Consider the following 26,273-nt stretch of genomic DNA (forward strand, 5'->3'; position numbering starts at 1 on the left):
CGGCCATTCTAACTCGTTTCGTAAAGAAGCTCGGCTATGCCCAGCTTCTCGTTGTAGTCGAGCCATCATCCCAATCTCAGAAGAGCGTCCACATGATCCTTAGCACGACGCTCCTTGGACCTAGCCTGATGCGTGCCCGACCTTACCACCTTAACAAGCGGCCCATCTTGGGAATCGAGAGGCTCGCCACTACAGTCTGCGAAACCCCGCGCTACCCGGAATACAGCATCGCGCAGCGCCGACGCGCCTCCCTGGTTTCACCCAGCGACAAAGATGCAACTTTCGCTCGGATAGCACGTGGTGGCCTGTACATGGACCAATGTTAACCATGGCTTCCTACCAGAACTGTCGCACCTTACGAGAAACACTGACCACAAGATGTGAAAGCGTCTAAATTTCCCGGAGAGCTCACCCGCCACTCGGTTCTCAGCGAATCATACCAGGCGCGCCACCTCATAGCCGAGCGCTAGAACTTTCGACGATCCGGCGGTTGGCGCCGCCCCTTTTTGAACAGAAGTAGACGAGAGATCGGCGTTCCCCGCTCGACACCGGCTTTACTTCATGCCGTACCTTACATGTTGTGACAAGCACTGCACCAAATGGTGGTCGGAATACGTGCTGTTCGTACCCGGTAGGATATACCACGAACTCACCCCCCTCGAAGTCTCGCGCTAGCTGCACAATCACCGCGTACTCAAAATCCGGATCACTCTTCGCATCCAAATGGATGCCCACAAAGGACCCAGGCGGCATACGATGCATTTGGCACCGGCGAACCACGTAATCTGAGGATGCTCCGAAGATCTGTCTTAGCGCGAAGCTGCGGTCTTTACTTTCAAGTAGCTCCATAATCTGCCCTGAAGCTGCACCATCCACGTTGCTAGGCGCGCGACCTGGTGGATCTACCCTTATGCGCTTGACAAAGACGCTGTGCAAGTCGCCGGCATCTCCCTCCCGCACTTCTTCTTCGGGAATCTCAGCCTGCAGCTGATCGATCTTGGTCAAGTCGGCTTGAGTGAACAGTATCTGGGGGGCGATAACGGCCGTCCCCTTTACTAGCAGCTCTATGCGGTACTTTGTCAGCATTTCCTGTGAAAGCTGGCGGGATTTATCACTCATTGTGCGCGCCATTCGAGCTCACTCCTTTGATCTTCGAAGCAGGACTCCGGGTCCTTGTGCATTGAGACGAATGCTTTCTCCCAATGCTCGCCATCGAACTCGGTTATTCTTGCGAGTGCGACCGTCCTTCTATCCAGGCATCGAATATTTACGCTGAACCCGGAGGGGTTCGACCTCGGCCTATAGAATGGCTTTACCCCACAAACCCGGCAAAACGTGTGCCGAGCAATGTTCTTGTTGAACTGATATGTCGTGAGGACTTCTTCACCGCGCTCGATGCGTAACTTATCGCCAGTTACTAGCAAGTGAAGAAACCCAGACATTTGACAAATCGAGCAATTGCAACGAACTCCAGAGAGCTCTCGCGGCGCGCTGACGTAGAACTTGACAGAGCCACAATGGCAACTGCCATGATGTTCGATCTCAGAGTGATCATCCACCGCGCGTGCCGCAGTTGAAGTGAGATCGCGGCACCATTGGACGCTGAGCCCATAGGCCCGGAGGAATTCATTCAAAAACCGATCATTACGTTCAGGCTGCACAAGTTCGCCAATCAACCGACCTGTCATTTCTCCGTGGTACTTCTCAGCGGGATCTTCTCCGCCCACATGGCTGCGAAAATACTCCAGATCTTCCGACTTCGCCTTAAACGTTTTGACCAGGGCGGTCCACAGCGACTGGATCATGTCCGCAGCATGTAGCTCAAAAGCTACCATGTAAGCGCAACGGACGAGGGAGTCTTTCGATGACAATCCGGCGTAGAGAGAATGCAGATACTGCTTAGTCCTAGAGCTATAGTTGGGCAGTATTGTTCGGCCGAGTAGTCGGGAGGCATCTTTCTTCAACAGGTTGGAGTGAAAGTTTTCTGTCAACAGAATATCCGGTAGCGCGGCATTGCCTCCCTGGAGAATTCGGCCATGGCCACCGGTCTCATCCCAACAGATAAAGTTCGCGACCACGCTGGTCACCTCAATGTCTCTCGCAATATCCCGATTGTGATACATTGCATCGAATATGAGGTCCCTTTGTGAGCCCGCCTGCAGATACGGGAACGCCTGTGACATCGCCAGGTATTCGGGCAGCAGGCTGGCGGCCTGATCTTCGGACAACTGCGAGGCGAACGGATGCGTGCCGAACAAGGCTCGCGCTTGCTCGGTCAAGTACTCGTAGCAAAGCTTCGGAGGTTGATCCGCGGCAAATCGAGACGTTTGAGATGTCATTTGACCCCTGCAGATGAGAAGCGGACGGTCCTTGACGAAGCAACTTCGTGCCCCGGCCAACTTTTAACCGTCCCAGGTTCATTGGCTTTGAAGGGCCAATGATCGCGTTCGCCTTCTAGGCGACTATTTGTCGTTTGCTCCGCGAACGCAGACAGCGGCATGCTCAGTGCAGCTCATGAGCATCGAAGGAATGCGATCATTATTGGAGCGCCGGGAATCCGGTTGGATTCCTGTCCACCAGCAGTCCGGCGCCGCAATGCCCGCCACGACTAGCATTCGCGCGGAGACTCAAACGGATACTGCGCCCCCAGGCCATTTTGAAGCTAATGTCGCGTGCGCGAGTGGCGTGCCTTGCCGCTCGGCACGCGTGCAGCTTTCACGATCTTGAGCGAACGGATCAAGCCCTCGCGGTTGCCGCTCGCGCCATTTCGCCGAACCACCGTCAGCCTGGGACAGCATTGTAGACTCCAGTTTGTACGTATGATGCTCTTAAGGCCTTTGGTCCCTGATGTCATACCTCTCCGGGCGGCACAAAGCCTCTGAAAGCGACCCTCGCCTGTTCTTACCACCTCTAAATTCTTGGTGACTCACAGCAATCATCATGCCAACTCTTGAATTCGCTCCGTAAGATCTGACCAAGATGATACAACGGCCGTGACGCTTCCTCATCGCGAGTGTCAGAGGCTACGCGCCGCTGTCAGAAAGCAAACAGCGGAGAATCGGCGGCCGCTCACATGCGTACAGGTCTGCTCAACCGCTGAGATTGGCTTCAACAGTGACGTATACCTTGACTTTGCGCCCCGCAGCCTGCGACAGCGCTTTGGGCGTGCAGACGGCACCGCCAGTACGGTGACCCGGGTCCCTGGCTATTCCGTGTTCACTCGTGACCGTTACGGGAAGATGCAATGGCCTTCCAAGTCGTCGAATACGACCGAACGGCACCCCTGGAACATGCGCAGGCGCCTTTGCCTCTGCCCCGACAATCCCGCGCGACTCCGAGAGTCGATCGTGTGATCTACCGCGCATGCGGCCCCAGCTGCTCGCGAGTTCGACGGGTAAGATAGGCAGACCCCCACGGGTGCGCCGATGATACATTCCTGGAGTGTATCTACTATGATGGCCTAGCCTCTCCCGATCGAGCGTCACGAGCAAGTGCCGCAAGATCGGTTTCGAGCTTCGGTTGAAGTGAGAAAATTGCGTCTATCAACGCCTGCGCCGGTTGCTCGGCGGCCTCAACCAGCGCCGCTCTCTCGGCCCGTGCAGAGGGAGCGAACACACGCTTAACGACCGTCGGCGAGCCCTTGAGCCCGCAGTTGGAGGTGTCTTCGACACCGGCTTCTTGCGCGCTCCATTTCACGATTTGGGCACGCGCGGCACGCAGGGCATCCGCCATCGCGCCGCGCCGGATTTGATTCGTCGCCTCAAGCATGGTGATGAGGCATGGTAATTTGGTTTGCAACACCTGCACACCACCTTCGCAGCGTCGTTCCACTTCAATCGTTTGAGCGGCGAGGTCCAAGGATCTGATCTTCGCAACGTAAGTTAGCTGCACTACGCCCATTCGCTTTGCGACGCCGGGCCCAACCTGCGCAGTATCGCCATCGATGGTCTGTTTTCCCGTGAAAATGAGATTTGTCGAGCCATAGTCCTTCCCGATTTTCCGGATGGCAGTTGCAAGTGCATACGTTGTGGCCAGCGTGTCGGAGCCAGCAAAGCAGCGATCCGTGAGTAGGACGGCGCGATCGGCACCGTAAGCCAACGCCTTTCGCAAGGACTCTTCTGCCGACGGCGGTCCCATGGTAAGCACGGTAATTTCGCCGCCGAACCGATCACGCAGTTCAAGCGCGGCCTCGAGCGCGAAGAGGTCATATGGGTTGATGATGGTCGGCACTCCCTGACGCATGATTGTATTGGTCACGGGATGAACACGAATTTGCGCCGAGTCCGGAACCTGTTTGATGCAGACGACATTGTGCACGATGATGCTCCTAAAGTTGCGATAGCTACGAAGAGAACAGCAAGTGTTGTACCACCGCCGCCGTTCTGGAATCGGCTCGCTGTCACAAAGGCTTAAACGGGGCGATAACGCGCTCCAGCCCGCTTTCGTGACGAACGAATGCCGACACAGGTCAGGGCACCGACAACGCCGTTCCGCTCGGCACGCCAGCCGAGAGACCAAGGAATGCTCGCACGATGAATGCCGCGCAAACACTGCCGGCATCGGGCTGATCGACGGTTAAGCATCGTCACTCACTCGTCCGCAGAATAGGGATGATAGGTTGTTACCTGTTCGAGCCACGGACGGTTCGCGATTGTATGGCCAGCAGGTGAGGCTCTTTTAACTCATGGCGCTCAAATCGAGGTTGCGCGCCACGTCGTTGCCTCAGGCCGGCCGTTTCCCTTGCGGTTGCGTAGATTGCTTCTTCGGGATCATTCTTCACGTATCTGTTTGGCACTAGCGGCTCCGGCGGATGTGGTCGTTCAGAACCGCTTTATCTCAATTCCGTATTTCCGGAGCGCATAGCCAATTTGGCGCGGGGTTAGTCCAAGTAGGCGCGCTGCCTTGGCCTGCACCCAGCCAGATTTCTCCATGGCCGCAATGACCCGCTCCCGATCGGTCATGCTCGCACCACCAACGAGAGCTGTGCCGGCAGGTCGCAGTGGGGCCGGTTCGTAGACAGACGGCGGCGGCAACGCCGTTTGAGCTAGCGGAGTGATGGACTTTGCAGGCGCAGGTTGCATAGGTACCGCCAGGTCAGTCTTGTCGTTCGATGTGGTTTTCCAGAGCATCATGGAAAGGCACTGGCCTTGGCAGCATGCAAAGTCACTTCTCACAATCGACGGCCCGGTACACAGCGTCGCTGTTCGCTCGATGCAGTTTTCGAGTTCGCGAATATTTCCCGGAAACCCGCAGTTCATCAGTACCTCGATCGCACTGGCCTCCAGGGTGAGCGTACGGCCGTTCTCGCTACTGAACTTTCTGAGGAACTCTCGGGCTAGCAGCGGAATATCACTGCGTCTTTCGCGCAGCGGCGGCAATAACAAGGGAACTACGCTGATACGATAGTAGAGGTCCGCGCGGAACTCGCTCCTTGCGACGGCCTCTTCAAGGTTCTTGTTGGTCGCAGCTATGACTCGAACATCGACTTTAAGCGTGTGATTGCTGCCGACGCGCTCAAACTCCTGCTCTTGCAGAACTCGCAGCAACTTCGCTTGGAACGGAGCTGAGATCTCTCCGATCTCATCCAGAAATAGCGTCCCTTTGTCAGCAAGCTCGAAGCGCCCCTTGCGCGAACTTACCGCACCGGTGAAGGCACCTTTCTCATGGCCAAATAATTCCGATTCCAGGACCGTCTCAGGCAGAGCCGCGCAATTCAGTTTAACGAACGGTCGTTTAGCACGGGACGAGGACTCGTGAATGGCCTTGGCTACGAGCTCCTTGCCGGTGCCGGATTCGCCGCGCAGCAGAACCGTGCTGCTCGATTTGGCTACAACCGCAATCTTCTCGAGCAGCCCGCTCAGCGCGGGGCTGTCGCCGATGATCCCGTGGGCGTGAAGCTTCTTGCGCTCGCGAGCGGCCACCCCAAGCTCAACGATCTTCTGTGGCTGGTCTTTGTCCACTAGCAATCGTTCGCGATCGCAGGCCAACAAGCGATGTAGCTTCACTGTTTGCCCCACCAAGTTGGCGACCATAACGAGCAGCCGCGCATCGTGCTCGAGCCGCAGACTGGAACTATCGTCCTTGATACGGTCTACCGTCAGCGTACCGACCACCCTCGGATCAATACGAATAGGAATCCCAATGAACGATACGGGCATGCTGTCGGAGGCGCCGAGAAGCTCCCGGTCCGCAGCGCTGAAGGCCGGCTCGTCGGCTACGCTCTCGACAACAAAAGGCCTGTCTGTTGCCACGATCTGGGCGATTGCACTCTGCGGCAGGCACGTGCGGTAACGTTCGTCGCTGCCTTCACTCCAACCGGAGCCAACTGTAATTTCCGGGATGCCGTCATCGTCCAGTAGTGAGACGATGCCGTGTCGCATCTGCACAAACGATTGCAGCAGGCCAAGGACCTTGGCCAACGTGACTTCGAGCCGGCCAGGAGCGCTGACTATTTTCGATATTTCGCAGATGCCGGCCAGCGCACTCTCATACGACGGCTGCCCCGAGGGATTACACTCCGGCTCCGGTTGCGAGGCAGGTCGTTCCGAGGGTGGGATATGCAGCATGAGCCTATCTCCGTTGTCTTGATTATCCTCCCTTGAGCCATGTTGGGATTGGCGAGCTTCGTTCTGCATGTCACTCTCGATCTAGCCTCAAGTGTTGACGAGATGACATAGAACCGTGACACCTGATTATGGCACGACACCGCACTTGCAATGTGCCCTCATTTCACTTTTTGCGGATCGTGTGCGCGTCGTCAGCGGAGAACATACGCGCCGCTGCAAGGCAAGTCAGCTGGATCGCCAGAGCGGCGACTTTACAAATGCTGCCCACCATTGATCGGCACCTCGGCTCCCGTGACGTAACTCGCCGCATCCGAGCATAGGAAGAAGATGACCTTGGCCACTTCATCCGGGGTCCCCACTCGGCGCAGCGGGATACTAGGCACGAGACGGGCTTCCGTGTCTGGCGACAGCATGTCGGTCTTGATTTCGCCCGGCGCGATCGCATTCACACGAATGCCATGCGGCGCATAATCATAGGCCAGTTCGCGTGTGAGGCTCGCAAGCGCCGCCTTCGAGGTCGCATACGCGCTACCGGCGAACGGATGCACCCGTGAGCCTGCGATTGAAGTCACATTTACGATTGATCCTGACGCGGCTCTTAGCTCGTCAAACAAACCCTGCGCCAGCAGGATCGGCGCCACCAGATTAAGATGAAATACCCCCATCCAGGTCTCGGTTGACGTGGTCAATGACGTCATCCGATTCCCAGTGGGCGTTTTCGGTGACACACCGGCGTTATTCACCAGCGCGTGCAAGGGCGCACCAGCCAAGCGCTTCTTGACCTCGGTGATCGCACGCGGCAGCATTCGATGATTGCTGAGGTCGATCTGGAAATGATCGTCATTCCCTGGCTCCCAGGGGCATCGCTCGCTGTCGAAAGGTTGGCGTGCGCAAGAAATGACGCGCCAGCCCGCCTCCGAGAAGAGCTTGGCAGTGGCATGACCAATTCCGCGTGATGCCCCGGTGAGCAACATCGTCTTCCGTTCTCTACGATCATCACGCGCTTTATCAGCGTGAACGAGGCAATCAAAATGTGTTTCGGCCCGCGGCTCTCTAATCAGATCGTCATTCGGCAGATCGAGACCCAAGGCCGCCTCCTTACTGTTGCGCCGGCGCACGCGTAGCAGGATTTGCGCCACTGCGGTGCAGGTAAATCACTTCCGTTTTGCGTCCTAACGTCGCGCAGGCCGAGCATTTGGCGGATTTCGGACAGTCGTGGGTGTGCATTGTGACAACGATGGCACATCAGCTACGTAAGCTCTCTAGCACACTCGCCTGCTTCATCACAGGGGTACGGGCCGCGCTCGCTTTCTTGATCGCGCAACGAAATGAGCCTGAGACTTGTCGGCGCCTGGCCAAAGCAAAAGATCGCTCGGGAGCGACCACGGTCATTTTGCCGCGCTAACTCCAAAACTGACGTACCAGCCCCGCACGTCAGATTCGTCAATCGTCGATTTTGTTTGTGGCACCCCGTTCTGAGCAGAACTGGGATATCGCCGGACGGGCTGGCTCCAGGCACGAGCTGGCGAACTCATATGTTCATCCACGCTCGAGCACTGATCAGCTCCGATTTGTGGCTGACCGAAGGATGACGACGACGTGTTACGTCGGCTTAACGCTGCGCAGCACTTAGGGCGGTTGTTATCGACGTCACGGCTCAAGCGAAGGCACTTGGCCGTCGCTTCGTTCTGTTCTTCGCTGTAAGTTCTTGCCAACAGCATCGCGTTCGGCAGACGATTGTCGGCCGTACAAGAACTGGCAGTACTCTTGGATGCAAAGAGCGGCAATCAGGTCGATCAAGCGGGTTACAACTTTCATGAAGCGACGAGCTCTTGCGAGTTGTCTTCGATCAAGATCAACCTGCTCGGATCGTTCAACTCGAATTCTATAACGCGTGGAGCAAAGAGACGCGCATAGCGCGTGAAGGCGCTCGTTGGGGGGAAACGGATCACCGTGTCGCAGCGCGCAAGGAGATACATCTCGGTGAGGGCAGAAAAGCCACCCTCTGCTCCGAAGGCGGCGTCGTGCAACGGGCCGGCGTGAGGCGCCTGGAACTGTTTTGGAATCGCAAAAACATCGGGAATTATTGCCGAAACCTGCTCAAGGATGAGCGCGCTGTCCGTGCACAGGAACGCCCTCACAGGCTTTGCATGTGGTAACGCCCTCGCCTTGTCAATGGCATTACAGATCTGTCGAAAGGCGCGCTCCGCGTCCGCCCAGTAGGGAGCATGCCCCATAATGTCCTCACCGTTTCCATGCCGGACATGAATGCCGATCACGCTGTACGGCTCAAAGTGCTCGCGGTAGATGGCATCAATCCGAGCCTGAATTGCAGCTCGCGGCTTGATCCTCCGAAAGATCTCTCGCTCCGCCTCCTGATCGCAGCGCCACATCAGGCAGGCATCACATACAACTGTGCTAGCGTCACTATCTCTCTGACTTTGGAACAGTTGATCGAGTTGGTCGCGTTCCCGGAAGATCTGCTCGTCCGGCCGATAGACGCAATCGATAGACGGCTTGTTCCACCATGCCGGAAAGAATGGTCCCGGAAACGAACGTTTGTTGATGTCGTCGCCGCAAATCACCGGCACGCCGGCAATGTCTTCAACCGGTTCGAAGAAGACCGGGAAGGCATTGGTGAATGGTTCATCAAGATAGCAAGACCCCCGCCAATCGATGGCTAGCGTTCGCCCTGTCTGCTTTGCGAAACGCCAAGCCGCCGCCAGCGACCACAGACAGTCACCAAAACCCGTACGTCGCCGGGAAACTACGAACCTATCATTCATCGCACCACTAACCATCTCGATTGCCTTTTCGCGCGCTCCTGGTTGGACAAAAGACATCGATACAGACATCTCGGGTTTCTTCTCGCCCGGCGTCACGGTCTGAAATCGCGGTGCCGGCGAGCTGCGTCGGTAGAACTTCATAGCATGCCTATCCGTGATGGCCGCGTTCTCTCAACACTTTCTGTCCTTTCTTCAGCGGTCTTGCATCGACCTGCCCGAAGTCCGATGCCCAATGCGCCCTGTGCGTCGCATGGACTGGCCCCCTCACATGCAGGCATAGGAGGCGTGGCCATGCTCATGACTTACGGCTATCAAGTTGCGCAGTTCCGGTGTCAGATCCTACCGCCAATAGGCCTGAGAGAACCTCGCCGCCGCCGTTAATCGCAAGGACGAGACTTTGCTCGAACCCGGACATGGCAAACGCGCTCACGGCATGCGCTTCGTGGTGATTCGCGAAGGAAAGTCGGAACGGACCGATCTCTGCCCCGCACTCCCGTGCCAGCAGCTGCCGCAGCAACAGTTTGGCGTCCAACGTAACGGGCTGAGAAACAACAGGACGCTCGAGCATGGTTTTGCAATAGGCTTCAGTCGCGTAGAACGCGATGCGGTCGATCTCCCCGAGCTCGACTCCTGCGGTAGACCGGCAGTATCGGATCGGGTTGCAAGGAAACTTGTTGGAGTGCTTGACACAGTTGAGACGCTCCTCTTCGACAGCAGCAATTACGCGGCCATCCTGCACAAGAACCGAAGCGCCATCGTGAACAAATGCATTCGGCAGCTCCGGAGAGCTTTCATGGATTCTGTCAAGGTCACCGCTCAGTGCCGGGCACAACATCCCGTTCTCCATCGTCATGACGGAAAGGCCCCTTGCCGTCCCACCGAACTAACCTGGACAGTTACGCTCCGCCGGTGCGCGGGCCAGACAGCACAACACGACTTGCAAGGTCTGTCTCGGCCCCTAGCAACAGGCGCTCAGAGTTAGGGTGCTGGCGTCCGATGCAGATGGACCGAACAGGCGGCCATAGAGCTGGCTCGATCGCGGCCTCAAGGACATTGCAGAAGCCGCTGTAACAGACCAGGTCACTCGCGAGCTACCGCGGAAGGACTGATGACACTGCATCGATTGACTTTCTCCCTTTCGCTCAACTCACGTCAACGCAGCAGGCGCCGCCGAAATAGTGCTGTCGACGCGAAAAAGGGCAAGACCGCATAAACACAGAGTGCACCTACGTGCAGGGCGGCACTGTCCGCGCCGCGCTCAAGCATCGTCGGACGAATAAGGTCGACCGAATGTGCGAGCGGCAACAAGCTCGCAAAGTGCTGAAATGAGCCGGGCAGTTGGCTTGTCGGAAAGATCGCGCCACACAGAAACACCATGGGCGTAAGGACGAGCGACTGGTAAAACACGAAGTAGTCGTAAGTTGGCGCAAGAGATATGACGACCATTGCTAGGCTGGCGAAGACAAGACCCGTAAGGGCGACTGTTGGTATCGCACAAAGAATGGACGTCCAGGATGCATAACCGAGCGCTGCAGCGACAATCCCGATTGCTGTCCCCGCTAGAACGGACTTACTGGCCGCCCACACCAACTCACCTAGAACAATATCGCCGAGCGTGAGCTGTGTGAACAGAATTCCCTCCCAGGTGCGCTTGACACCCATTCTAGCAAAGGCCGCATATAGGGTTTCAAAGGTCGCGGAGGTCATCGCACTGATTGCGACCATACCGGCCGCCAAAAAGGCAATGTACGAAGTCCCCTCAACCCGTCCCACGATGAGTCCGAGGCCAAAGCCAAGGCCCAACAGATTGGTTATGGGATCTGCGAGATTGCCGAGAAGCGATGCAAGCGCGACTTTCCTCCATGCCAGGAAGTTTCGTCGCCATACCGCGACCCAGTTGTACGCGTTGGCCGGCATCACCGACGCATAACCATCATTCATCGCTCATTTCTCCATCTCGCGCCCGGTCAACCGCAAAAACACGTCTTCGAGATTCGGGGGCCGCTGCAGTACGCGAAGGTTCGCTTGCCCGCGCAGGTGCACGCGAACTTGCTCCGGATATCGCGCGTAACAAAAAACCGTCTCTCCACTCACTTCAATATGCCGCGCATAAGGTCTGATCAGCTCTCGGATATGATTGGGATCACCACCATAGATCTCGATCACGTTGCAGCCGATATGCTCGTCGATCAAGGCGTCTGGCTTGCCTTCGGCGATTTTGCATCCACTCTCAAGCACGCATAGTCGATCGCACAGGCGTTCGGCCTCTTCCATGAAGTGAGTGGTCAAGAGGATCGTCTTGCCACGCGCAAGCAGGGCGCGCAGGCGCTCCCAAATCAGGTGGCGTGCGTGCGGATCCAAACCAGTGGTCGGCTCGTCCATCACGAGTAGATGTGGATCATTAATCAGGGCACGCGCCAGCGTCAGCCGCCGCTTCATGCCACCGGACAACTCAGACACACGCACGTCCGCCTTGCTTTCAAGCCGCGCAAACTCAAGCAGCGAGGGTGCAACCGCCGCGATCCTGCGAGCGCTCATGCCGAAATAACGGCCAAAAACAAGCAGATTCTCTCGCACTGTGAACTCGAGCTCAAGGTTGTCGAACTGTGGCACCACCCCGACGCGTACACGCGCCGCACGAGCGCGGGAAGGCACAGGCTCATCGAGGACTGTAATCTTGCCGCCGTCGGGCGAGATCATGCCGAGGAGCATGCGCGCAATCGTACTCTTGCCAGCTCCATTCGGCCCAAGCAGTCCGAAGCACTCTCCGCGTCCGACCGAGAACGACAGATCGTTGACGATAAGCTTGTCGCCAAATGACTTTTTTACACCGGCAAGGTCGATCGCCACAGTGGACATGTTCATCTTAGGCTGACAGAAGTCGTTCCGTGGACGATGGCTTCTCGACGACGGTTTTGCTCCAGAGCTTGCCCTCGCACCAAACGTGCTCGACACGCCCCCATTGGCAAGCTGCCGCAGCGTCCGGAAAGAATCCCCGTCCGTGGAGGTTGGCGCTCGTGTTGCAGAGCAGCGGAATACCCGTGAGTTGCTCAAATTCGACGAGAAGCGCGGCAATTTTATGGGGAGAGTTGCGGGAAATTGTCTGCAGCCGCGCCGAGCCGTCAAGATGGACCACCGCGGGAACCTTGTCGCGCCAATCCGCCCGGGTTTGGTGATCGAACAGCATGTAAGGATCTGGCGTGCCCGGGCTGAAGATCTCCGGTGCCCGATCCTCCAGACAAATCGGCGCCACCGGTCGGAAGTGCTCGCGACGTTTGATGTCGTTGAGATGATCCTTCATTGCCCGGCTAGTTGGGGCTGCAAGAATGCTTCTACCGCCCAACGCCCGGGGCCCAAGCTCGGCACACCCGGAAAGAAAGATGACGGGCTTGTTGTCGGCAAGAATCGCCGCAAGTTCACTCAAACTGCAAGGAGCGGCCTCCCAGTCCGGCGGAACCTCGCTCTCCTGCAGGGCAGGACCACTGTAAACTGACCACTCCAAAGGCCCGAAGCCATTCTGCGCTGCCATAGCACCGCACGCCGCGCCGATTGCCGAGCCGCTGTCATTCGGAAACGGCGGCACCCAGACATCATCGAACAATCCCGTCGCGCGAAGCGCGCTGTTCCATTTGATATTGAGACCGCAACCTCCGGCGACACATAGATTTCGCGCTCCCGGAAGTGACGAATATCTTAGCAGAAGCAGCGCGATTTCCTTAACAAGAAGACGTTCCAGAAACACATGGAAGGAGGCGAGGACGTCCTCCGCTCGCTTGGCAGCCAGGCGCAACGCGCTTGCCTCGAAGAACGCGTGCATAGCTGCAAGAGACGATTCCGCATTGTTAATGTCTTCACGGTAGCGGCGAGCCTGCTCCGTGTCGGCCGCCAACCGTGTTTCATAAAGCTCCTGAAACGCTTCCACGATGCTTTCATCAACGGAGCCAAGCGCGATGTAAGCCATCAGCTTGCCGGCGATGCCCAGATCCCAACTGGAGCGGTTCGGCTGACGGTACGGCCCGAAGTGAAGGCCCGCGGCAGCATAGGCGTGGCCAATCATAGGAAACAGCGATCCAATGAACCGACCCCCGCGCGGTTCGACATAGTAAAGACGTGGAAAGATGCAGCCATCCCACACCAGACAGAACGAAGCCTTTCCCGCGGCTGCAAAGGGACTGGTGCCATATGCTGACGCGACATGGCCCGTGACATGCGGGTAGCTCTTATATGGAAACTCCTTGCCGCCGAGGAGGAGGCCGACGCCGTCGACGGGATCAAGGAGGCCCTCAGCATGACGCTCGACATATGGCGCGCCTTTTAGCGCAACCTGCACCGCTCCGCTTAGGAGCTGGAACTGCGATTCATTCTCCCCGTCCCATCCGTCAACGACGAACTGATCGATATCCCGCGGCTCCAGGCCATGCTCCGCCAAGGCGCGCACGACTGCATCGAGATTGTCAACGGACTGATAGCGTGGACTATTGCCGCGCTTCTCTTGCTCCACGCAAAAAAGAAGCCGACCGTCCTCGACGACAGCAATTGCTCCGTCATGTGTCAACTTTATTCCGCAGATGCGCATACGTACTCCTGGTCTAATGACCGACGTTTGATTGTTCTGACGTGGCGTCCGGTCTTCGAAACTGGACGATCAAGCAGTCTTCGTTTGCCGATCCGCTGGAGCAGTGCCGACGCTCGACCTCCGATAGGCTCTCCTTAAAGAGAGCGATCACCGTTTCGGCACCAGCAGCATGCCCCCAGCGTTGACATATTTCATCACGCGCGGACCCGAAAATCAGAGTGCCACTTGGCGCAAGCATACTCACCAGGTTGCGGATAGCCGCATGCATCTCGCCCACGTCTTTGAGGTAATAAAGAACCTCGGCCACGACAATTAAATCGAACTGCTCAGTGGTCGAGAACCGCTGAATGTCGCAGGTCACAAAAGTAATATGTGACCACTTACTGGTCCGCAGTCGCGCTCGCTCGATTGCCTGCGGCATGACATCCACCACGGTAAGCCGCTCGCATAACGGCGCAAGCAACTCCGTGAATGCACCGGCTGCACATCCTACCTCGAGGGCAGACGCAGCATCTCCGTTGCAACGCGACATCAGGAGCATTTGCGCGTATCGCTCCTGCTCGAACGAACTATTATCAAGGTGCCATGGATCGTCGGCAGCCAACTCTCGCTCTAATAGCTGATGGTTCAGGTCCAAAGTCATGAAACGACCACTTATTTGTAGACAGTCGAGCGATCGCGACCGGAAACACTCTCCGTGGTCGCCAGGCTCGACGGACGGTGCGATAACCCCGTCTTATGAATGGGAGTCGTTCCCACCCCTACGCTAGACGCACCTCGTCCGGCATTGGGACGCAGGATGACACGCTGTTTCTCCTCTTCCGCCGGCACATTGGTGACTTTTCGCGATAGCCAATCGCTATTGCTCAATGTACAAAGCGCATAGGCCTTCAATGGTAGCAAGAGAAGGATATTGATCGGTGTGTGGAGCGAGAAGCCGATAAACCGCAAGTCGCGAGCGCGAACCGCTGCCACACTGCACCGGACCATAGTCATTGCTGCAATCGTCAATCCCGTCCACCAGGGTATAGAGCCACCGAACACGAGCTCTGCAAGCGCAGCAAGTGTTGAAATCGCGAGGAGAAATGGGCCGAGATTTTGCCCGATAACATCTAGCGTCAAATAACCATCGAGCTCTGGGAGCAGGCGCAATGCAAGAAACGTATCTCGAAAGGTACTGCGCGCCCAACGAAGCTGCTGACGCAGATATGGCCCAAGACGGTGCGGAACGACTGTGGCTGCTATCGCGTCCGGGACGTATTCGGTTCGAAACCCAGCCTTGAGCATGAGTATCGTTAGATGGCGGTCCTCGCCGAAATCACTCGGCCTCCCACGGAAGAACTGCGCCTCGTATTGATCGAGAAGCAAGGTCAGCGCGGAACGTCGATACATGGCACAAGGGCCGCAACAACACATGACGGCACCGAAGCGCGCCTGTGCCGCGCGCTCTTCGTTGCACGCGAGCCAATATTCCATATCGATCAGCCTGGTCAACCAGGTCTGGTTACGATTACTTGCTATCAGTTGACCCATCGCCGCACCGACTTCCCGGTCACGCATCTTCAATACAAGCTTCGTGACGACGTCGGCAGCAAGAACCGTGTCGGAATCGACATTGAGCACCAGATCACCGGATGAGCTGCGTATTGCAGCGATCTGCGCTTTGCGCTTTCCGACGTTGTTTGCCAGCAAGATGATGCTGACTCTAGGATCGTTGGCATATATCTGGTGTACAGGCGCGACCACGTCGCGGTTTGCAGATCCGTCATCGACCACATAGACCTGTATCTTTCCGGCGTAGTCTTGACTGCAAATCGACTCCAGACATTCGGCGAGCGTGTTTGGATCCTCATTGAAGCACGGCACGATGACGTCCACAGTGGGAAGGACCACCTCCGCTTTTTCCAGGCTGTCCTGTAATGATGAGTTGATCGCCGGTCGGGCATAAAGCGCTTGCACGCTCTTATAGATAGTCGAGAGTACCGCATAACTTGAAACAGCGGCAGCACTGGTTGTCGCGAGCAGGTCCATTGGGTGTCAGTTCTTGTTCAGTGAAGTTGAGGAAGTGGACGGATTGCAAACCCGCGCCGTTGCAGTGCCGGAATCAGATATGCGAGCGCCGTGGTGGTCTGATCGCGCAGCGTTGCATCGGTGCCCAGTCTCTCCTCATCGGGAGGATACCCGTCGTGCAGCAGCACAATTGCACCCGGGCGAACGTTCGCCATCACCGAATTCACAATTGTATCAACTCCAGGGCGGGACCAATCTCTCGGGTCGACCGACCAGTGCAGAGCCGTGAGACCAGCGCTCGCCGTCATTGCAAGCACCTGTTGCGTCCATATGCCGTAAGGCGCTCGCATATGCCTGGGCGAGGCCTTCGGGCACGCCAGACGGATCGCCTCGCTCGCGGTCAGCACTTCATCCTGTAGCTCTGCAGGTCCGCATCTGGATAGATCAGGATGGGTCATCGTATGGTTCGCAACCTCATGACCTTCCGCAATCACTCGTCGGATGAGGTCCGGATGCTCGATCGCGTACGTACCGATGACGAAGAATGTAGCGGGAACTCGATGTTGCGCCAGCACATCGAGCACCTCTGGCGTACAAAATGGGTTCGGCCCGTCATCAAAGGTCAAATAGACAGCTGGACTTCCGCTCACGTCAGCGTAGTCGCAGCGGACAGTGAATGGTGTGGAGCGCTCTGTCACAACTCAGGCCCGTTCCGATCGATGACAGTCCCGGCCGGCCATTCGCTTATCGAGCGTCCCAGCGGAAACACCACCACTATCGCGTCCTCGAGGCGGGTCGGCGATAAATTGGGATAGACATCCGGCTGCGTGGAGCGGACGCGAATGCCATGCATCAGGGTGGCGAGTCCCTGCCTTTCGACCAGTCGCTTCATATGTTTCTCAAGCGCCGACCGAACCGTGCCAAAGCCGAATGGAACACCAAGCTCCTGCAGTACGGGATACATCACGCGCATCGCGTGGCTTATTCCGAGCCCTTCGAGATCCGGGCGCACCGCATACAACCCCAGTTCCGCCACAAGGAGATCGACTTCGCAAACTTTGATGAAGCGACGTAGCAGCCCAATGTGAGCCGCTACCCCGCGCGCGTCGGAACCAATTGCACGAAGCTCCGGTCTTGCGCCGGCCCAACTTCGGCTCCCCTCAAAAGGCTGCGCATTGAACGCACCCGTGGGCCCATAACTCTTGCGGAAGAACTCCGCGAGCTCGGCATGATCGGCGAGCCGCAGCTCGCTCTCCCAACGAAGGCTCCACTGCACTTGAGCGCGCGCAGAAGCACGTTCCGCAGTCGGGGATACGGCAATGTTCATGGCGAGCGTCCTTGCGCCTGTTGAATTGAACGGGAAGCGGTCACGTGATCTCTACCTGCAGGGCTGCCGATCAAGACTGAAATGCGCGGCTGTGCTTTGTCGGAGCTCCGCACCGCTGGCCTGCACCCGCGCCCCTCGCCTCTGCTCGCGCTAACGCTTGGTTCGCGCTCGTCATCCTGCTGATGTGCCATGCCCATGCGGAAGACCCCGGCGAGGCAATTGGATTAGCTAGAGCCGATCTGAACCAGGGAGCGCGCGCGCCCTCCGTTGCATCGCCGTCAGGAGGATTGACGGCTGCGGGCAAGCCACCGACACGCGATTCGTCGTCGACGACGCATCTGAGCGGCATCAGATCACACTGGCTCCTATACATCTTCAACAGACCCCAAAATACGCTGGACAGGCGAGCCGTTCGGAATGGCGCCTGAAATGTTTGGCAACCGCAATCTGCGCCTGCCGCCATTCCCTGACACTAGATTGATGCTGAAAGTGCTCTCAAGTGTACGCGGGTAAACCTCGAGTATTGAAACGGATGACAGCCCCATACGAAGGTTTATCGAGCCCCGCTCGGCGCTCAAGCGAGCGCACATCGCACGAAGACGCAACACGGCTCGCACGCCACGCCTGTAGACGCCCAGGACACGGACGCGGCGGTGCGCTCGCACGCCCAGGAGCTTTTCTTTGAGCTCACTTGAACGACCATAAACCATTGTGGTCTGCCTGGTCCGTTTTTCAAACTTCAGTTTGCTATCCAACATCCCGCAATTTGGTAAAATCGATTGTTTCGATAGAACACATCCACACGATGGATAGACTCACAACATGCGGTTCAAGGGACTTGATCTAAATCTTCTCGTTGCGCTCGATGCCGTGATGACGGAACGCAACCTCACAGCGGCGGCTCGCAAAATTAACTTGAGCCAGCCCGCTATGAGCGCTGCGGTCGCACGGCTACGCGCCTATTTTCGCGATGAACTATTTACTATGAGAGGTCGCGAGCTCGTCCCTACACCTGGCGCGGAGGCGCTTGCAGGTCCAGTTCGCGAGGCCCTGCTGCACATCCAACTCTCAATCATATCGCGCGACGCGTTCGACCCGACTCAGTCGAGTCGACGCTTCAGGGTCATTCTTTCAGATTTCATGACGATCGTTTACTTCCGCAGAATTGTGGACCGCATGGCACAAGAAGCTCCCGCCGTGCGGTTCGAATTGCTGCCATTTTCCGATGAACCCGATGAGCTGCTTCGTCGGGGCGAGGTCGACTTTCTCATTCTGCCGGAACTGTTCATGTCGAGTGCGCACCCTAAAGCGACGCTGTTCGACGAGACCCTCGTGTGCGTGGGATGCCGCACGAACAAGCAGCTATCCCGACAGCTTACGTTCGAGAAATACATCTCGATGGGGCACGTTACTGCCAAGTTCGGACGGGCACTGAGACCGAACCTCGAAGAATGGTTTTTGCTTGAGCACGGTCTGAGGAGACGAATTGAGGTCGTCGTGCAAGGCTTTAGCCTGATTCCGCCCATATTGTTAGACACGAGTCGTATCGGCACGATGCCCTTGCGGCTGGCCAGACACTTCGAAAAGCGGATGCCACTGCGGATCATCGAACCGCCTCTCCCCCTGCCCATATTCACAGAGGCCGTGCAGTGGCCCTCGTTTCACAATACCGACCCCGCGAGCATCTGGATGCGGAGGATATTGCTTGAGGAGGCATCCAACATGGCATCTGATGAGCAAAAGCCTCCAACTCGCAGGCGCTGTTAGGCTCACCGCAAGCTGCCGCTCCGAATAATCCAAGCACGCTACAGGCCCTTCGACGTGCTCGGTCCCCTTCCTCGCTTCCGCGTCTCCTGGGGAGGCACTGCCACGACCTCACAATGCAGCGATCCGTTGCGAAGACTTTTCCTGTTGTAAGCGAGGTGACTTCCCAGGTGTGGTTTGATGGGCTTGCGCTGCGTTCAGGGCTACCCTGGCACTATCGCGGATAAAACACGCCTCCATTACAAATGTTTAGCTTGGCGGATAAAATCGCTTGAATCGCACATTGCGTCAGGTTGTAGGTTGACCCTCGCGACTAGCGCTGCACGACGCAGCCGTCGAGGGGGCGCTCTGGTGTGCTCAGGGCGCTCACGGACGCTGGGGTGATTGCGATCGGCGAGCTGAACGGACCAGCTACGTGGTCGGCCGAAACCGGCGAGACGAATCAGCTTGGAGGGTCCTGACGCTTTCCCCCCGCCGCCGATCGGCTTACCGCTTGCTGTCCATTCTTGTTGTCGTTTCGCGAGCTTCTTGTCTTGATGGCAGGGTTGAGCCGATGTCCATTCGGGCGAGCCAGGACGATTGCTCCAGACGCAGCCGCCACCGCACGCTTTTTCGCAGCAAGGACGTTTGCGCCGGATAAGAAGAGATGCGTTTCAAAGGTCTGGATCTAAATCTTCTCGTCGCGCTGGATGCTCTGATAACTGAGCGCAATCTCACCTCAGCGGCACGCAGGATCAATCTCAGTCAGCCGGCCATGAGCGCAGCCGTTGCCCGGTTGCGCTCATATTTTGGCGATGAACTGTTTGGGATGAGGGGGCGCGAGCTTGTCTTGACCTCGCGCGCAGAAGCGCTCGCAGCTCCGGTACGCCAGGCTCTGGTGCACATTGAACTCTCAATTATGGCGCGTGACGTGTTCGATCCAGCTCGATCGAGCCGGCGATTCAGGATCGCCCTTTCTGATTTCATAACAGTTGTATTCTTAAGAAATGTCGTGGAGCGCGTCACGCGAGAGGCCCCCACCGTCAGCTTCGAACTGGCGGCGCCGACCGTTGAGCACGACGAGCTCCTCCGCCGCGGCGAAGTCGATTTTGTTATCCTGCCAGATTCTCTCCTGTCCAGCGCGCACCCCAGGGCGGCCCTATTCGAGGAGAGACTGGTCTGCGTAGGTTGCTGCACGAACAGGGAATTACATCGCGGACTTACATTCGATCGATATATGTCGATGGGGCACGTTGCAGTTAAGCACGGAGGTGCGCCCCACACGCCAATTGAGCAATCATTTTTAATCGATCTCGGTCCTACTCGGCGCATCGACATTCTCGTGCAGAGCTTCAGCATGGTCCCGCCCCTCCTTGTTGGGACGAACCGCATAGGCACGATGCCATTAGGGCTGGTGAGGCATTTCCAGAAGACCATGCCTCTTCAGATTGTCGAGCTTCCGGATCCATTCCCCGTCTTCACCGAAGCGGTCCAATGGCCCGCAATTCACAACAATGACCCGGAAAGCCTGTGGATGCGGGAAATATTGTTCGAGGAGGCCACGCGCATGGCAACTGCATAAGAGCACCCCGTAACCAACACTCCGGAAGGAACGGGCAGTGCCTGAAACTTCGCACCCGTCTCGCCGTTGCCGTAACGACGTTCGTGAAGTCTACGAACTTCACATTCCAACACTTGTCTCAACACACACAATTCCACCTGCCTGGCTTGCTCTCCTTGTCGCGGGATAAAGACCCTCCGGGCGCGCGGTTCGTGAGACGCTCTTGATTTCTTTCGCGCGTCGGCGTTAGGCGCGATATCACAACCGCAGTGTGTCTGGCTTTAGAGACGGGGACGGAGCAGCACGTTCGCGCTTAGGCCAGGCGTTTACGTTGCAACCGCGGCCGCCAAGCGCGTCTTTCGAGAAGGCCGGCACGGGGCTCCTGTCGTCAACTCTCCAAGTTAGTAGTTGCTCCCCATGAATGGAGGCGATCGGCCTTTTTGGAGCCGCAACAAAATGCATCGTGAGCATAGAGGGCGTCGATCATACATATCGCCCGGTTCTGCCGCGCTGTCGAAGCAAGCATCCGCGCTCGCGTGTGGCCCTATGGCATCACTCTACAGTACACCGCATCTCCGTCGCTCTGCGCCGCAGGTATGACTTCTTTTGGCCCTACCGCAGCCAAACGTCTTGACGACGTGCGCTGCCCTGGACGCAATTCAAACAAGGAGCTGAAGGTTGAAGCTATGCAGCAGCGTGTTCGATCCAGAAGAGCTTTCTGCCCTCGGACGACTTTATGACAGCGCCGTCGACGCGCTACCCCCATCGATGCGGAGTCCAGAAAATCGCACGGCAATCGCCAAGCTCATCCTGGAGCGTACAGCGGCTGGCGAGGCTCAACTGGCATGCCTGGCGAAGTTGTTGATCACCCTTACCCCTCAGGGTTGATCCGCCGCCATTCTAAGGATAGTCACCACTCTCGCGCTGGAGAATGGAAGACGATTCAGGCTGACGCTTAGAAAGCAGCTTGAATCATACGTGACGTCAGGTTGTAGGCTTCAAAATTGAACAACATGAACAAACCTACACCAAGAAGGCGTCGATGGCGCATTGGCGAACTTGCAGAGGCGACCGGAGTAACGGTACGCACGCTGCACCATTATGAGCACACAGGACTCCTAGCAGCCACAGAGCGTACTGACGGCGGCCACCGGATGTATGACCGCGAAAGCCTGCAGCGGGTTCAGCAGATTCGCGCGCTGCGTGAGCTTGGCTTCTCACTTGTCGAGATCCGTAAAGCCATGGAGGGCACGACTTCTCTCACGGACCTGCTGCACAAACATTTAGAGCGCATAGAACTTCAAGTAGCTCGAGCAACTCTGTTGCGCGACCGTTTGCGCAACATGACAATCGACGGCGAGGCGAAAGTAAGTGTGGATGAGCTGCCTGCCACTCTGAATGCCATGTCGCGAGTCGAGACGCGTAGTCAAACGACCGCATGCATCTGCAATTCAGCTTCAGAGCGCGAGGACCGGTGGCGGCGAATCCGTGACGACCTTCGCGATTGCATGGATCGGAGCGAGCCCCCTTGCGGTGAGCGCGCAAAGGCTGTCGCAGTTGCAGCACGCTTGCTGATCAGCGAAATCGCCGGCGCCGATTCACGCGCTTCGATGATCCTGAAGGTACTTGCACGACTGAGCGCCCCCCGCGCTCTGGCTGGTTGGGATCCCTGCCTGATGCAATATCTCGATCTCGCCCTTGGCGGGTTGGAGGATTAGCCGTACTGACCCGTTCATGGCCCTTTCCACACGTCGGTTGGAAGGCACCTGACAATGCTAGGTTGATCTGCCGCGCTCTGATGCGGGCTGAAAGCTTTATGAGCTCAAGCGGACAGACGGTCATGGCCCGCCGATGCGCGCCCCTGACGCACCCACGCCCCTCAAAAGCGCTTGATCCGAACGTAACGTCAAATTGTAGACTCTACGGAAATTGAAAGCTGGTCGAGCCAACGCACGTTTGGCTTGGAGCAGCCTTGACCTGCAGGGGTGTCTGATCACAACCACTTGGGATCACTTCAGTGAGCATTGAAGGCTATACAATTGCAAATACGCAGCGCGCTTCTGTTGCAAGTGCGGCGATTCTCTTCTGCGCTCTCGCCGCCCCGCTTGCGCGCGGTTCTGAAGTAAAGATCGCCGTGGCTGGTCCAATGACTGGAAGCAGCGCCGCGTTCGGCGCGCAAATGCGCGATGGTGCAGCTGCGGCGGTTGAGGAATTGAACGCTTCGGGCCTACTTCCGGATAATGCCAAAGTTATATTGAGGGTTGCTGACGACGCCTGCGACCCAAGGCAAGCTGTCGCAGTTGCGAATAAGCTCGCGACAGAGCGCGTCCTGTTGGTAGTTGGCCATTTCTGTTCCTCTTCGTCGATCCCGGCCTCCGACATCTACGCTGAAGCAGGCATCGTTCAGGTGTCACCAGGCTCGTCAACTCCTCAGCTAACAGAGCGCGGCCTTAAGACTGTCTTTCGGATCTGCGGCCGCGACGACCAGCAGGGAACCGTTGCCGCCGAGTACATTCACGTGAACCATCCCAACGAGAACATCGCGGTGATCGACGACAAGAGCACTGCTGGAAAGGGCATTGCAGATGTGGTCGAAGCCGAGCTTCATCGATTCGGACGACAAGTCAGTCGGCAAAGCTATGTTGCAGGTGAACGGGACTTCAGAGCGCTGGTCTCAAGAATGAAAAAGGATCAAGTGCGCGTCGCCTATATCGGCGGCTATCATACCGAAATCGGATTGTTTGTGCGCCAGGCATCAGATGCAAAAGCAGACTTCATAGTCATGGCAAACGATCCGCTGATGACCTCTGAATTCTGGGCGATTACCGGCAGCGCTGGGAATGGCACATTGTTTACCTTCATGCCCAATCCCGCCGGGAATGCCAAGGCGGCCGGCGCTGTCGCCGGACTCAAAGCTTCCGGCCTGTCCGCTGAAGGCTACACGCTATACGCCTATGCGGCTGTGCAAGCCTGGGCAGAGGCGGTGAACCGGAGCGGCTCCTTCCATGCTACGCGGGTCGCCAGCGCACTTCGTTCATGGCCGGTGGATACCGTGATTGGCCCGGTCCGGTTCGACAAAAAGGGAGACAACTCGGCTTCTGGATTTTTGGTTTACCGCTGGCGCGACGGCCGTGTTGAACGTGTCAAGAAGTACTGATTTGCACGCACCGCCGGCTCCCGCAAACGCAATGCATCACGAATGATGAGACCTCCCCAGAACGTTGTCGCAGCGATACTCGCCAGCTCTTTTATACTTGCTGCTTTCGGAGCGTTTTTCGCGTTGGCTGCGGCGCTCGCAGAGCTAGCCAGCGTCGATCTGACGGAGGCGCTACGTCCGATGATAGACAAATAGCAGCCCCGTTGTCCTGATCCGTCCGGCAGCACAGGCTGAGCGGTCGACTACAGTTCTGGCGGGTCTGAAGGCATGACTTTCTGCCGCCAAGTGATTGAAGGTTCAGGACGAGCAACGCGAAGCCAACGGACAGTCGCGCAATGGCTCCAGATGGGGGCCGCGTTCGCTACTTCGATCAAACTGATAGCCGGATCGCCATTGACGCATTCTCCTACCGATCGTATCGCGCAAGCTCGGGTCCACGCATTGAAGAGAGAGCGCGGACGGCATGAAGCAATCAGGACCTATTACATAGGCTATAGCCGGGTATTGCGGGTAACCGCAGCTGGTGGATCGTCGGCGCCGAGATTTCATCTGTCTCTTCGGCTCGGGACTACTGCAGAGCTTCTTCGGCGCCATTTCAGAGCTATTCGCAAACGTGCAGCCCTGCGACTTTTTCTTTGTCAATCATGATCGGTGATCAACGGATCAGCGACCCTGCCCGACATCCCTTAGACGTGGCTCTGAGCCCAGACCGCGGGAAACAGCAATTAGCCGGCTCCGATGAAGGCGGTTAGATTGCTCGCGGGCGCTATCAACGAACTGGATGCATCCCATCAACACTTTCGATTTTACTAATTCAAGCCAAACACCGCATAAATCGACGCCGGATTACGGAAAGAACAGTCCACGAATGTCTCGTGACAACGATACCTTGCAGCTTGGTCGCAGCCGCGTCTCTCGTGGCTGCATCACGCAATGTTTGACAACGAAACACGTGGGGCACCAATGCAGTGCGATGAGCAATCGCAGGCCGGCGCGCAGCCTATCACGTTGTCGTCTCTCGCCTTTGCGATGATACTTGGCGGCTCTAAGAAGACAGCTTTCACGCGCACTGTTCGGCGAAGGTAAATGCGTCCGCAGCATAGAACTCGGGCAGGTGAACTGTCCTTTGCACCGGTGCGGGCCGGACTTTTCGCTCTGACCAGGCCGATAGCACCAACAATCCAGCCGTGTCGCCGCGGCTCCAAGCAAGGCAGTACAACCACCTGTGTGACCCCAACTGGAGTCACTGCAGTTATCCGACGCGCGGGACGGCTCGATCACGGTATCAATAGACTTCCGGACCCTCTACAACGCTTGTCGGCTTTTCCATATACACTCATTTCCCCTTTGCGATGCTTTCGCGGGACATGTGTGCCGCCCTGTTTGGGAACCGTGCGCACCTCCTGTGCAGCAGCGATTCGTCCGGCCACGCATCCGCCGTCTGGCGAACGGGAAATGACTAGGCTTATTCCGCCTATCTTGCATTTCACCACTTTGGAGAAATACCGTGGAACTTGACCCTTCCAATTCTCGCATACAGAACCTCGAGGATCGCATCGACCTGCAACTCGACATCGTGGCCGCGCTCATGCGCGAAGAAGGCAACGAGCTCGAAGCGATCCGACTGCTCAATGCACTCATAGGCCAAATGATTACGGCGGAGCTGGAGCTCGGCCAGCGTGGTGATACGAGCACCGGCGACGGACGAATGCGACTGTCGCGAGACCGTGGCGTTTACCAGCCCGAGGACCTTCAGTTTTTGGGACGCCTCTTCGATCAGACTGTGGCGGCATTACCGGCAGCGCTACGAACTTCCGTCAATCGACTTACGATCGCCAAGCTGATTTTTTCACGTGCGGCGGCGGACTGAACTTTCATTTTGCTTTTTTCTGGACGTCGACGGCGCTGACCGAACGTTTATCGCTGGACCGACAATCGTGCCAAAAGTCGTCCGCACCAGATCGAGGGTATGCGGCTTATGGGCTCCCCGTCCATAAGCGGGTCGCGTCCGCTGGCTTTCTATATCGCAACTGCTCGCGACGACGTTCGAGAGCAGGCTCGCTTTATCTCGCGCCGCGGACGACACAGTTACGTTCGATCTGGCAAGACCTTGCTGTCCCTCGTCGCCCGTGGCCACAAAGAGCTGATAGCGCGGAAGCGCAGCCTCACACATACGCTCGAGACACCGGACCGCTATCGCCGCTTCCGACCGCTGCCTGCGCCGACCTTCGAACACGATCTACCAAATAAGGCAGCTACGACATGTTGGAGTGTGGCACCCTTCAAAGCTAATGCTCGGAACAGGGCGATCAGCCACTCCGCACGTTAGCAATTCTTTCCGCGAGGCACCCCGAATTGTCCGCCGCGCACTGGTGGCGCTGAGACGCGGCGCGCACCACCTGTCCGTATCCGAGAACCTCACATAGCTTTCCGATATCCCAATATTGGGGCTGGGCCGCTCACGTCCGGTTAGTCGTGACCGGTCTGGCGCGGATCTTCCGATTGCAGGAAGAATATCCACGATTTATTGTCGATGCCAATCAACTG

At 57.3% G+C, this 26,273-nt stretch carries 18 protein-coding genes and 1 pseudogene; 5 read left to right on the top strand and 14 right to left on the bottom strand.

Annotated elements, in window-relative coordinates; translation table 11 throughout:
- Window positions 1-453: 453 nt before the first annotated feature.
- The 14 genes and pseudogenes from XH81_RS03745 to XH81_RS03810 form a co-directional block, all read right to left on the bottom strand.
- Window positions 454-1,131, bottom strand: coding sequence for a 2OG-Fe(II) oxygenase (locus tag XH81_RS03745; protein ID WP_271595815.1), 678 nt, complete (start codon window positions 1,129-1,131; stop codon window positions 454-456).
- On the bottom strand, window positions 1,116-2,339 hold the full coding sequence (locus tag XH81_RS03750; RefSeq protein WP_271595816.1) for a GFA family protein: 1,224 nt from the start codon (window positions 2,337-2,339) through the stop codon (window positions 1,116-1,118). Before XH81_RS03750 ends, XH81_RS03745 begins: the two co-directional genes overlap by 16 nt.
- Window positions 2,340-3,450: 1,111 nt before the next feature.
- Window positions 3,451-4,317: an electron transfer flavoprotein subunit beta/FixA family protein gene (locus tag XH81_RS03755; protein WP_271595817.1), complete on the bottom strand. Its 867-nt coding sequence runs from the start codon at window positions 4,315-4,317 to the stop codon at window positions 3,451-3,453.
- A 503-nt stretch (window positions 4,318-4,820) separates the two neighbouring features.
- Window positions 4,821-6,635: a nif-specific transcriptional activator NifA gene (gene nifA / locus XH81_RS03760; protein WP_271595818.1), complete on the bottom strand. Its 1,815-nt coding sequence runs from the start codon at window positions 6,633-6,635 to the stop codon at window positions 4,821-4,823.
- A gap of 182 nt (window positions 6,636-6,817) precedes the next feature.
- Complete coding sequence (locus tag XH81_RS03765; RefSeq protein WP_271595819.1) at window positions 6,818-7,654, bottom strand: SDR family NAD(P)-dependent oxidoreductase; 837 nt, start codon at window positions 7,652-7,654, stop codon at window positions 6,818-6,820.
- A gap of 726 nt (window positions 7,655-8,380) precedes the next feature.
- A complete protein-coding gene (locus tag XH81_RS03770) occupies window positions 8,381-9,493 on the bottom strand; it encodes a nodulation protein NodZ (RefSeq protein WP_271595820.1) in 1,113 nt (370 codons plus the stop codon).
- Between the two features lie 172 nt (window positions 9,494-9,665).
- Window positions 9,666-10,187: pseudogene (locus XH81_RS03775) on the bottom strand (carbamoyltransferase N-terminal domain-containing protein); the annotation flags it as partial.
- 317 nt (window positions 10,188-10,504) lie between these two features.
- Complete coding sequence (locus XH81_RS03780) at window positions 10,505-11,293, bottom strand: ABC transporter permease (protein ID WP_271595821.1); 789 nt, start codon at window positions 11,291-11,293, stop codon at window positions 10,505-10,507.
- 3 nt (window positions 11,294-11,296) lie between these two features.
- Window positions 11,297-12,217 carry a nodulation factor ABC transporter ATP-binding protein NodI gene (gene nodI / locus XH81_RS03785; RefSeq protein ID WP_271595822.1) on the bottom strand — a complete coding sequence of 307 codons (921 nt, stop codon included), beginning with the start codon at window positions 12,215-12,217 and terminating at the stop codon, window positions 11,297-11,299.
- Between the two features lies 1 nt (window position 12,218).
- On the bottom strand, window positions 12,219-13,928 hold the full coding sequence (nodU, locus tag XH81_RS03790) for a nodulation protein NodU (RefSeq protein WP_271595823.1): 1,710 nt from the start codon (window positions 13,926-13,928) through the stop codon (window positions 12,219-12,221).
- A gap of 13 nt (window positions 13,929-13,941) precedes the next feature.
- Window positions 13,942-14,571, bottom strand: a complete 630-nt coding sequence (gene nodS / locus XH81_RS03795) for a nodulation methyltransferase NodS (RefSeq protein ID WP_271595824.1) — start codon at window positions 14,569-14,571, stop codon at window positions 13,942-13,944.
- An 11-nt stretch (window positions 14,572-14,582) separates the two neighbouring features.
- Window positions 14,583-15,959, bottom strand: a complete 1,377-nt coding sequence (gene nodC / locus XH81_RS03800; RefSeq protein WP_271595825.1) for a chitooligosaccharide synthase NodC — start codon at window positions 15,957-15,959, stop codon at window positions 14,583-14,585.
- A gap of 17 nt (window positions 15,960-15,976) precedes the next feature.
- Window positions 15,977-16,636: a chitooligosaccharide deacetylase NodB gene (nodB, locus tag XH81_RS03805; protein WP_271595826.1), complete on the bottom strand. Its 660-nt coding sequence runs from the start codon at window positions 16,634-16,636 to the stop codon at window positions 15,977-15,979.
- Window positions 16,633-17,265, bottom strand: a complete 633-nt coding sequence (locus tag XH81_RS03810; protein ID WP_172789344.1) for a NodA family N-acyltransferase — start codon at window positions 17,263-17,265, stop codon at window positions 16,633-16,635. Before XH81_RS03810 ends, nodB begins: the two co-directional genes overlap by 4 nt.
- Before the next feature lie 822 nt (window positions 17,266-18,087).
- On the opposite strand from XH81_RS03810, the gene nodD1 reads away from it, so the two are divergent.
- The 5 genes from nodD1 to XH81_RS03835 all read left to right on the top strand — a co-directional run bounded on the left by nodD1 (window position 18,088) and on the right by XH81_RS03835 (window position 25,596).
- Entirely contained in the window at window positions 18,088-19,032 is a 945-nt protein-coding gene (gene nodD1, locus XH81_RS03815; RefSeq protein ID WP_271595827.1) for a transcriptional regulator NodD1, read from the top strand.
- Between the two features lie 643 nt (window positions 19,033-19,675).
- Window positions 19,676-20,590 carry a transcriptional regulator NodD2 gene (nodD2, locus tag XH81_RS03820; RefSeq protein WP_271595828.1) on the top strand — a complete coding sequence of 305 codons (915 nt, stop codon included), beginning with the start codon at window positions 19,676-19,678 and terminating at the stop codon, window positions 20,588-20,590.
- Between the two features lie 992 nt (window positions 20,591-21,582).
- Window positions 21,583-22,287 (top strand): MerR family transcriptional regulator, encoded by a 705-nt coding sequence (locus tag XH81_RS03825; RefSeq protein ID WP_271595993.1) that lies wholly within the window; start codon window positions 21,583-21,585, stop codon window positions 22,285-22,287.
- 299 nt (window positions 22,288-22,586) lie between these two features.
- The gene (locus XH81_RS03830) at window positions 22,587-23,726 is read left to right on the top strand and encodes a branched-chain amino acid ABC transporter substrate-binding protein (protein WP_271595829.1); all 1,140 of its coding nucleotides are present in this window, start codon (window positions 22,587-22,589) and stop codon (window positions 23,724-23,726) included.
- A gap of 1,507 nt (window positions 23,727-25,233) precedes the next feature.
- Window positions 25,234-25,596 carry a NolY gene (locus tag XH81_RS03835; protein ID WP_271595830.1) on the top strand — a complete coding sequence of 121 codons (363 nt, stop codon included), beginning with the start codon at window positions 25,234-25,236 and terminating at the stop codon, window positions 25,594-25,596.
- Window positions 25,597-26,273 lie beyond the last annotated feature (677 nt).

The sequence above is a fragment of the Bradyrhizobium sp. CCBAU 25360 genome, from assembly GCF_028128695.1.
Classification (GTDB): Bacteria; Pseudomonadota; Alphaproteobacteria; order Rhizobiales; family Xanthobacteraceae; genus Bradyrhizobium; species Bradyrhizobium ottawaense.

Excerpts from the sequence above, each read along its gene's own strand:
- XH81_RS03745 (WP_271595815.1), bottom strand. The coding sequence starts at position 1,131 with ATGGCGCGCACAATGAGTGATAAATCCCGCCAGCTTTCACAGGAAATG.
- XH81_RS03750 (WP_271595816.1), bottom strand. The coding sequence starts at position 2,339 with ATGACATCTCAAACGTCTCGATTTGCCGCGGATCAACCTCCGAAGCTT.
- nifA (WP_271595818.1), bottom strand. The coding sequence starts at position 6,635 with ATGCAGAACGAAGCTCGCCAATCCCAACATGGCTCAAGGGAGGATAAT.
- XH81_RS03770 (WP_271595820.1), bottom strand. The coding sequence starts at position 9,493 with ATGAAGTTCTACCGACGCAGCTCGCCGGCACCGCGATTTCAGACCGTG.
- XH81_RS03780 (WP_271595821.1), bottom strand. The coding sequence starts at position 11,293 with ATGAATGATGGTTATGCGTCGGTGATGCCGGCCAACGCGTACAACTGG.
- nodI (WP_271595822.1), bottom strand. The coding sequence starts at position 12,217 with ATGAACATGTCCACTGTGGCGATCGACCTTGCCGGTGTAAAAAAGTCA.
- nodU (WP_271595823.1), bottom strand. The coding sequence starts at position 13,928 with ATGCGCATCTGCGGAATAAAGTTGACACATGACGGAGCAATTGCTGTC.
- nodS (WP_271595824.1), bottom strand. The coding sequence starts at position 14,571 with ATGACTTTGGACCTGAACCATCAGCTATTAGAGCGAGAGTTGGCTGCC.
- nodC (WP_271595825.1), bottom strand. The coding sequence starts at position 15,959 with ATGGACCTGCTCGCGACAACCAGTGCTGCCGCTGTTTCAAGTTATGCG.
- XH81_RS03810 (WP_172789344.1), bottom strand. The coding sequence starts at position 17,265 with ATGAACATTGCCGTATCCCCGACTGCGGAACGTGCTTCTGCGCGCGCT.
- nodD1 (WP_271595827.1), top strand. The coding sequence starts at position 18,088 with ATGCGGTTCAAGGGACTTGATCTAAATCTTCTCGTTGCGCTCGATGCC.
- nodD2 (WP_271595828.1), top strand. The coding sequence starts at position 19,676 with ATGCGTTTCAAAGGTCTGGATCTAAATCTTCTCGTCGCGCTGGATGCT.
- XH81_RS03825 (WP_271595993.1), top strand. The coding sequence starts at position 21,583 with ATGAACAAACCTACACCAAGAAGGCGTCGATGGCGCATTGGCGAACTT.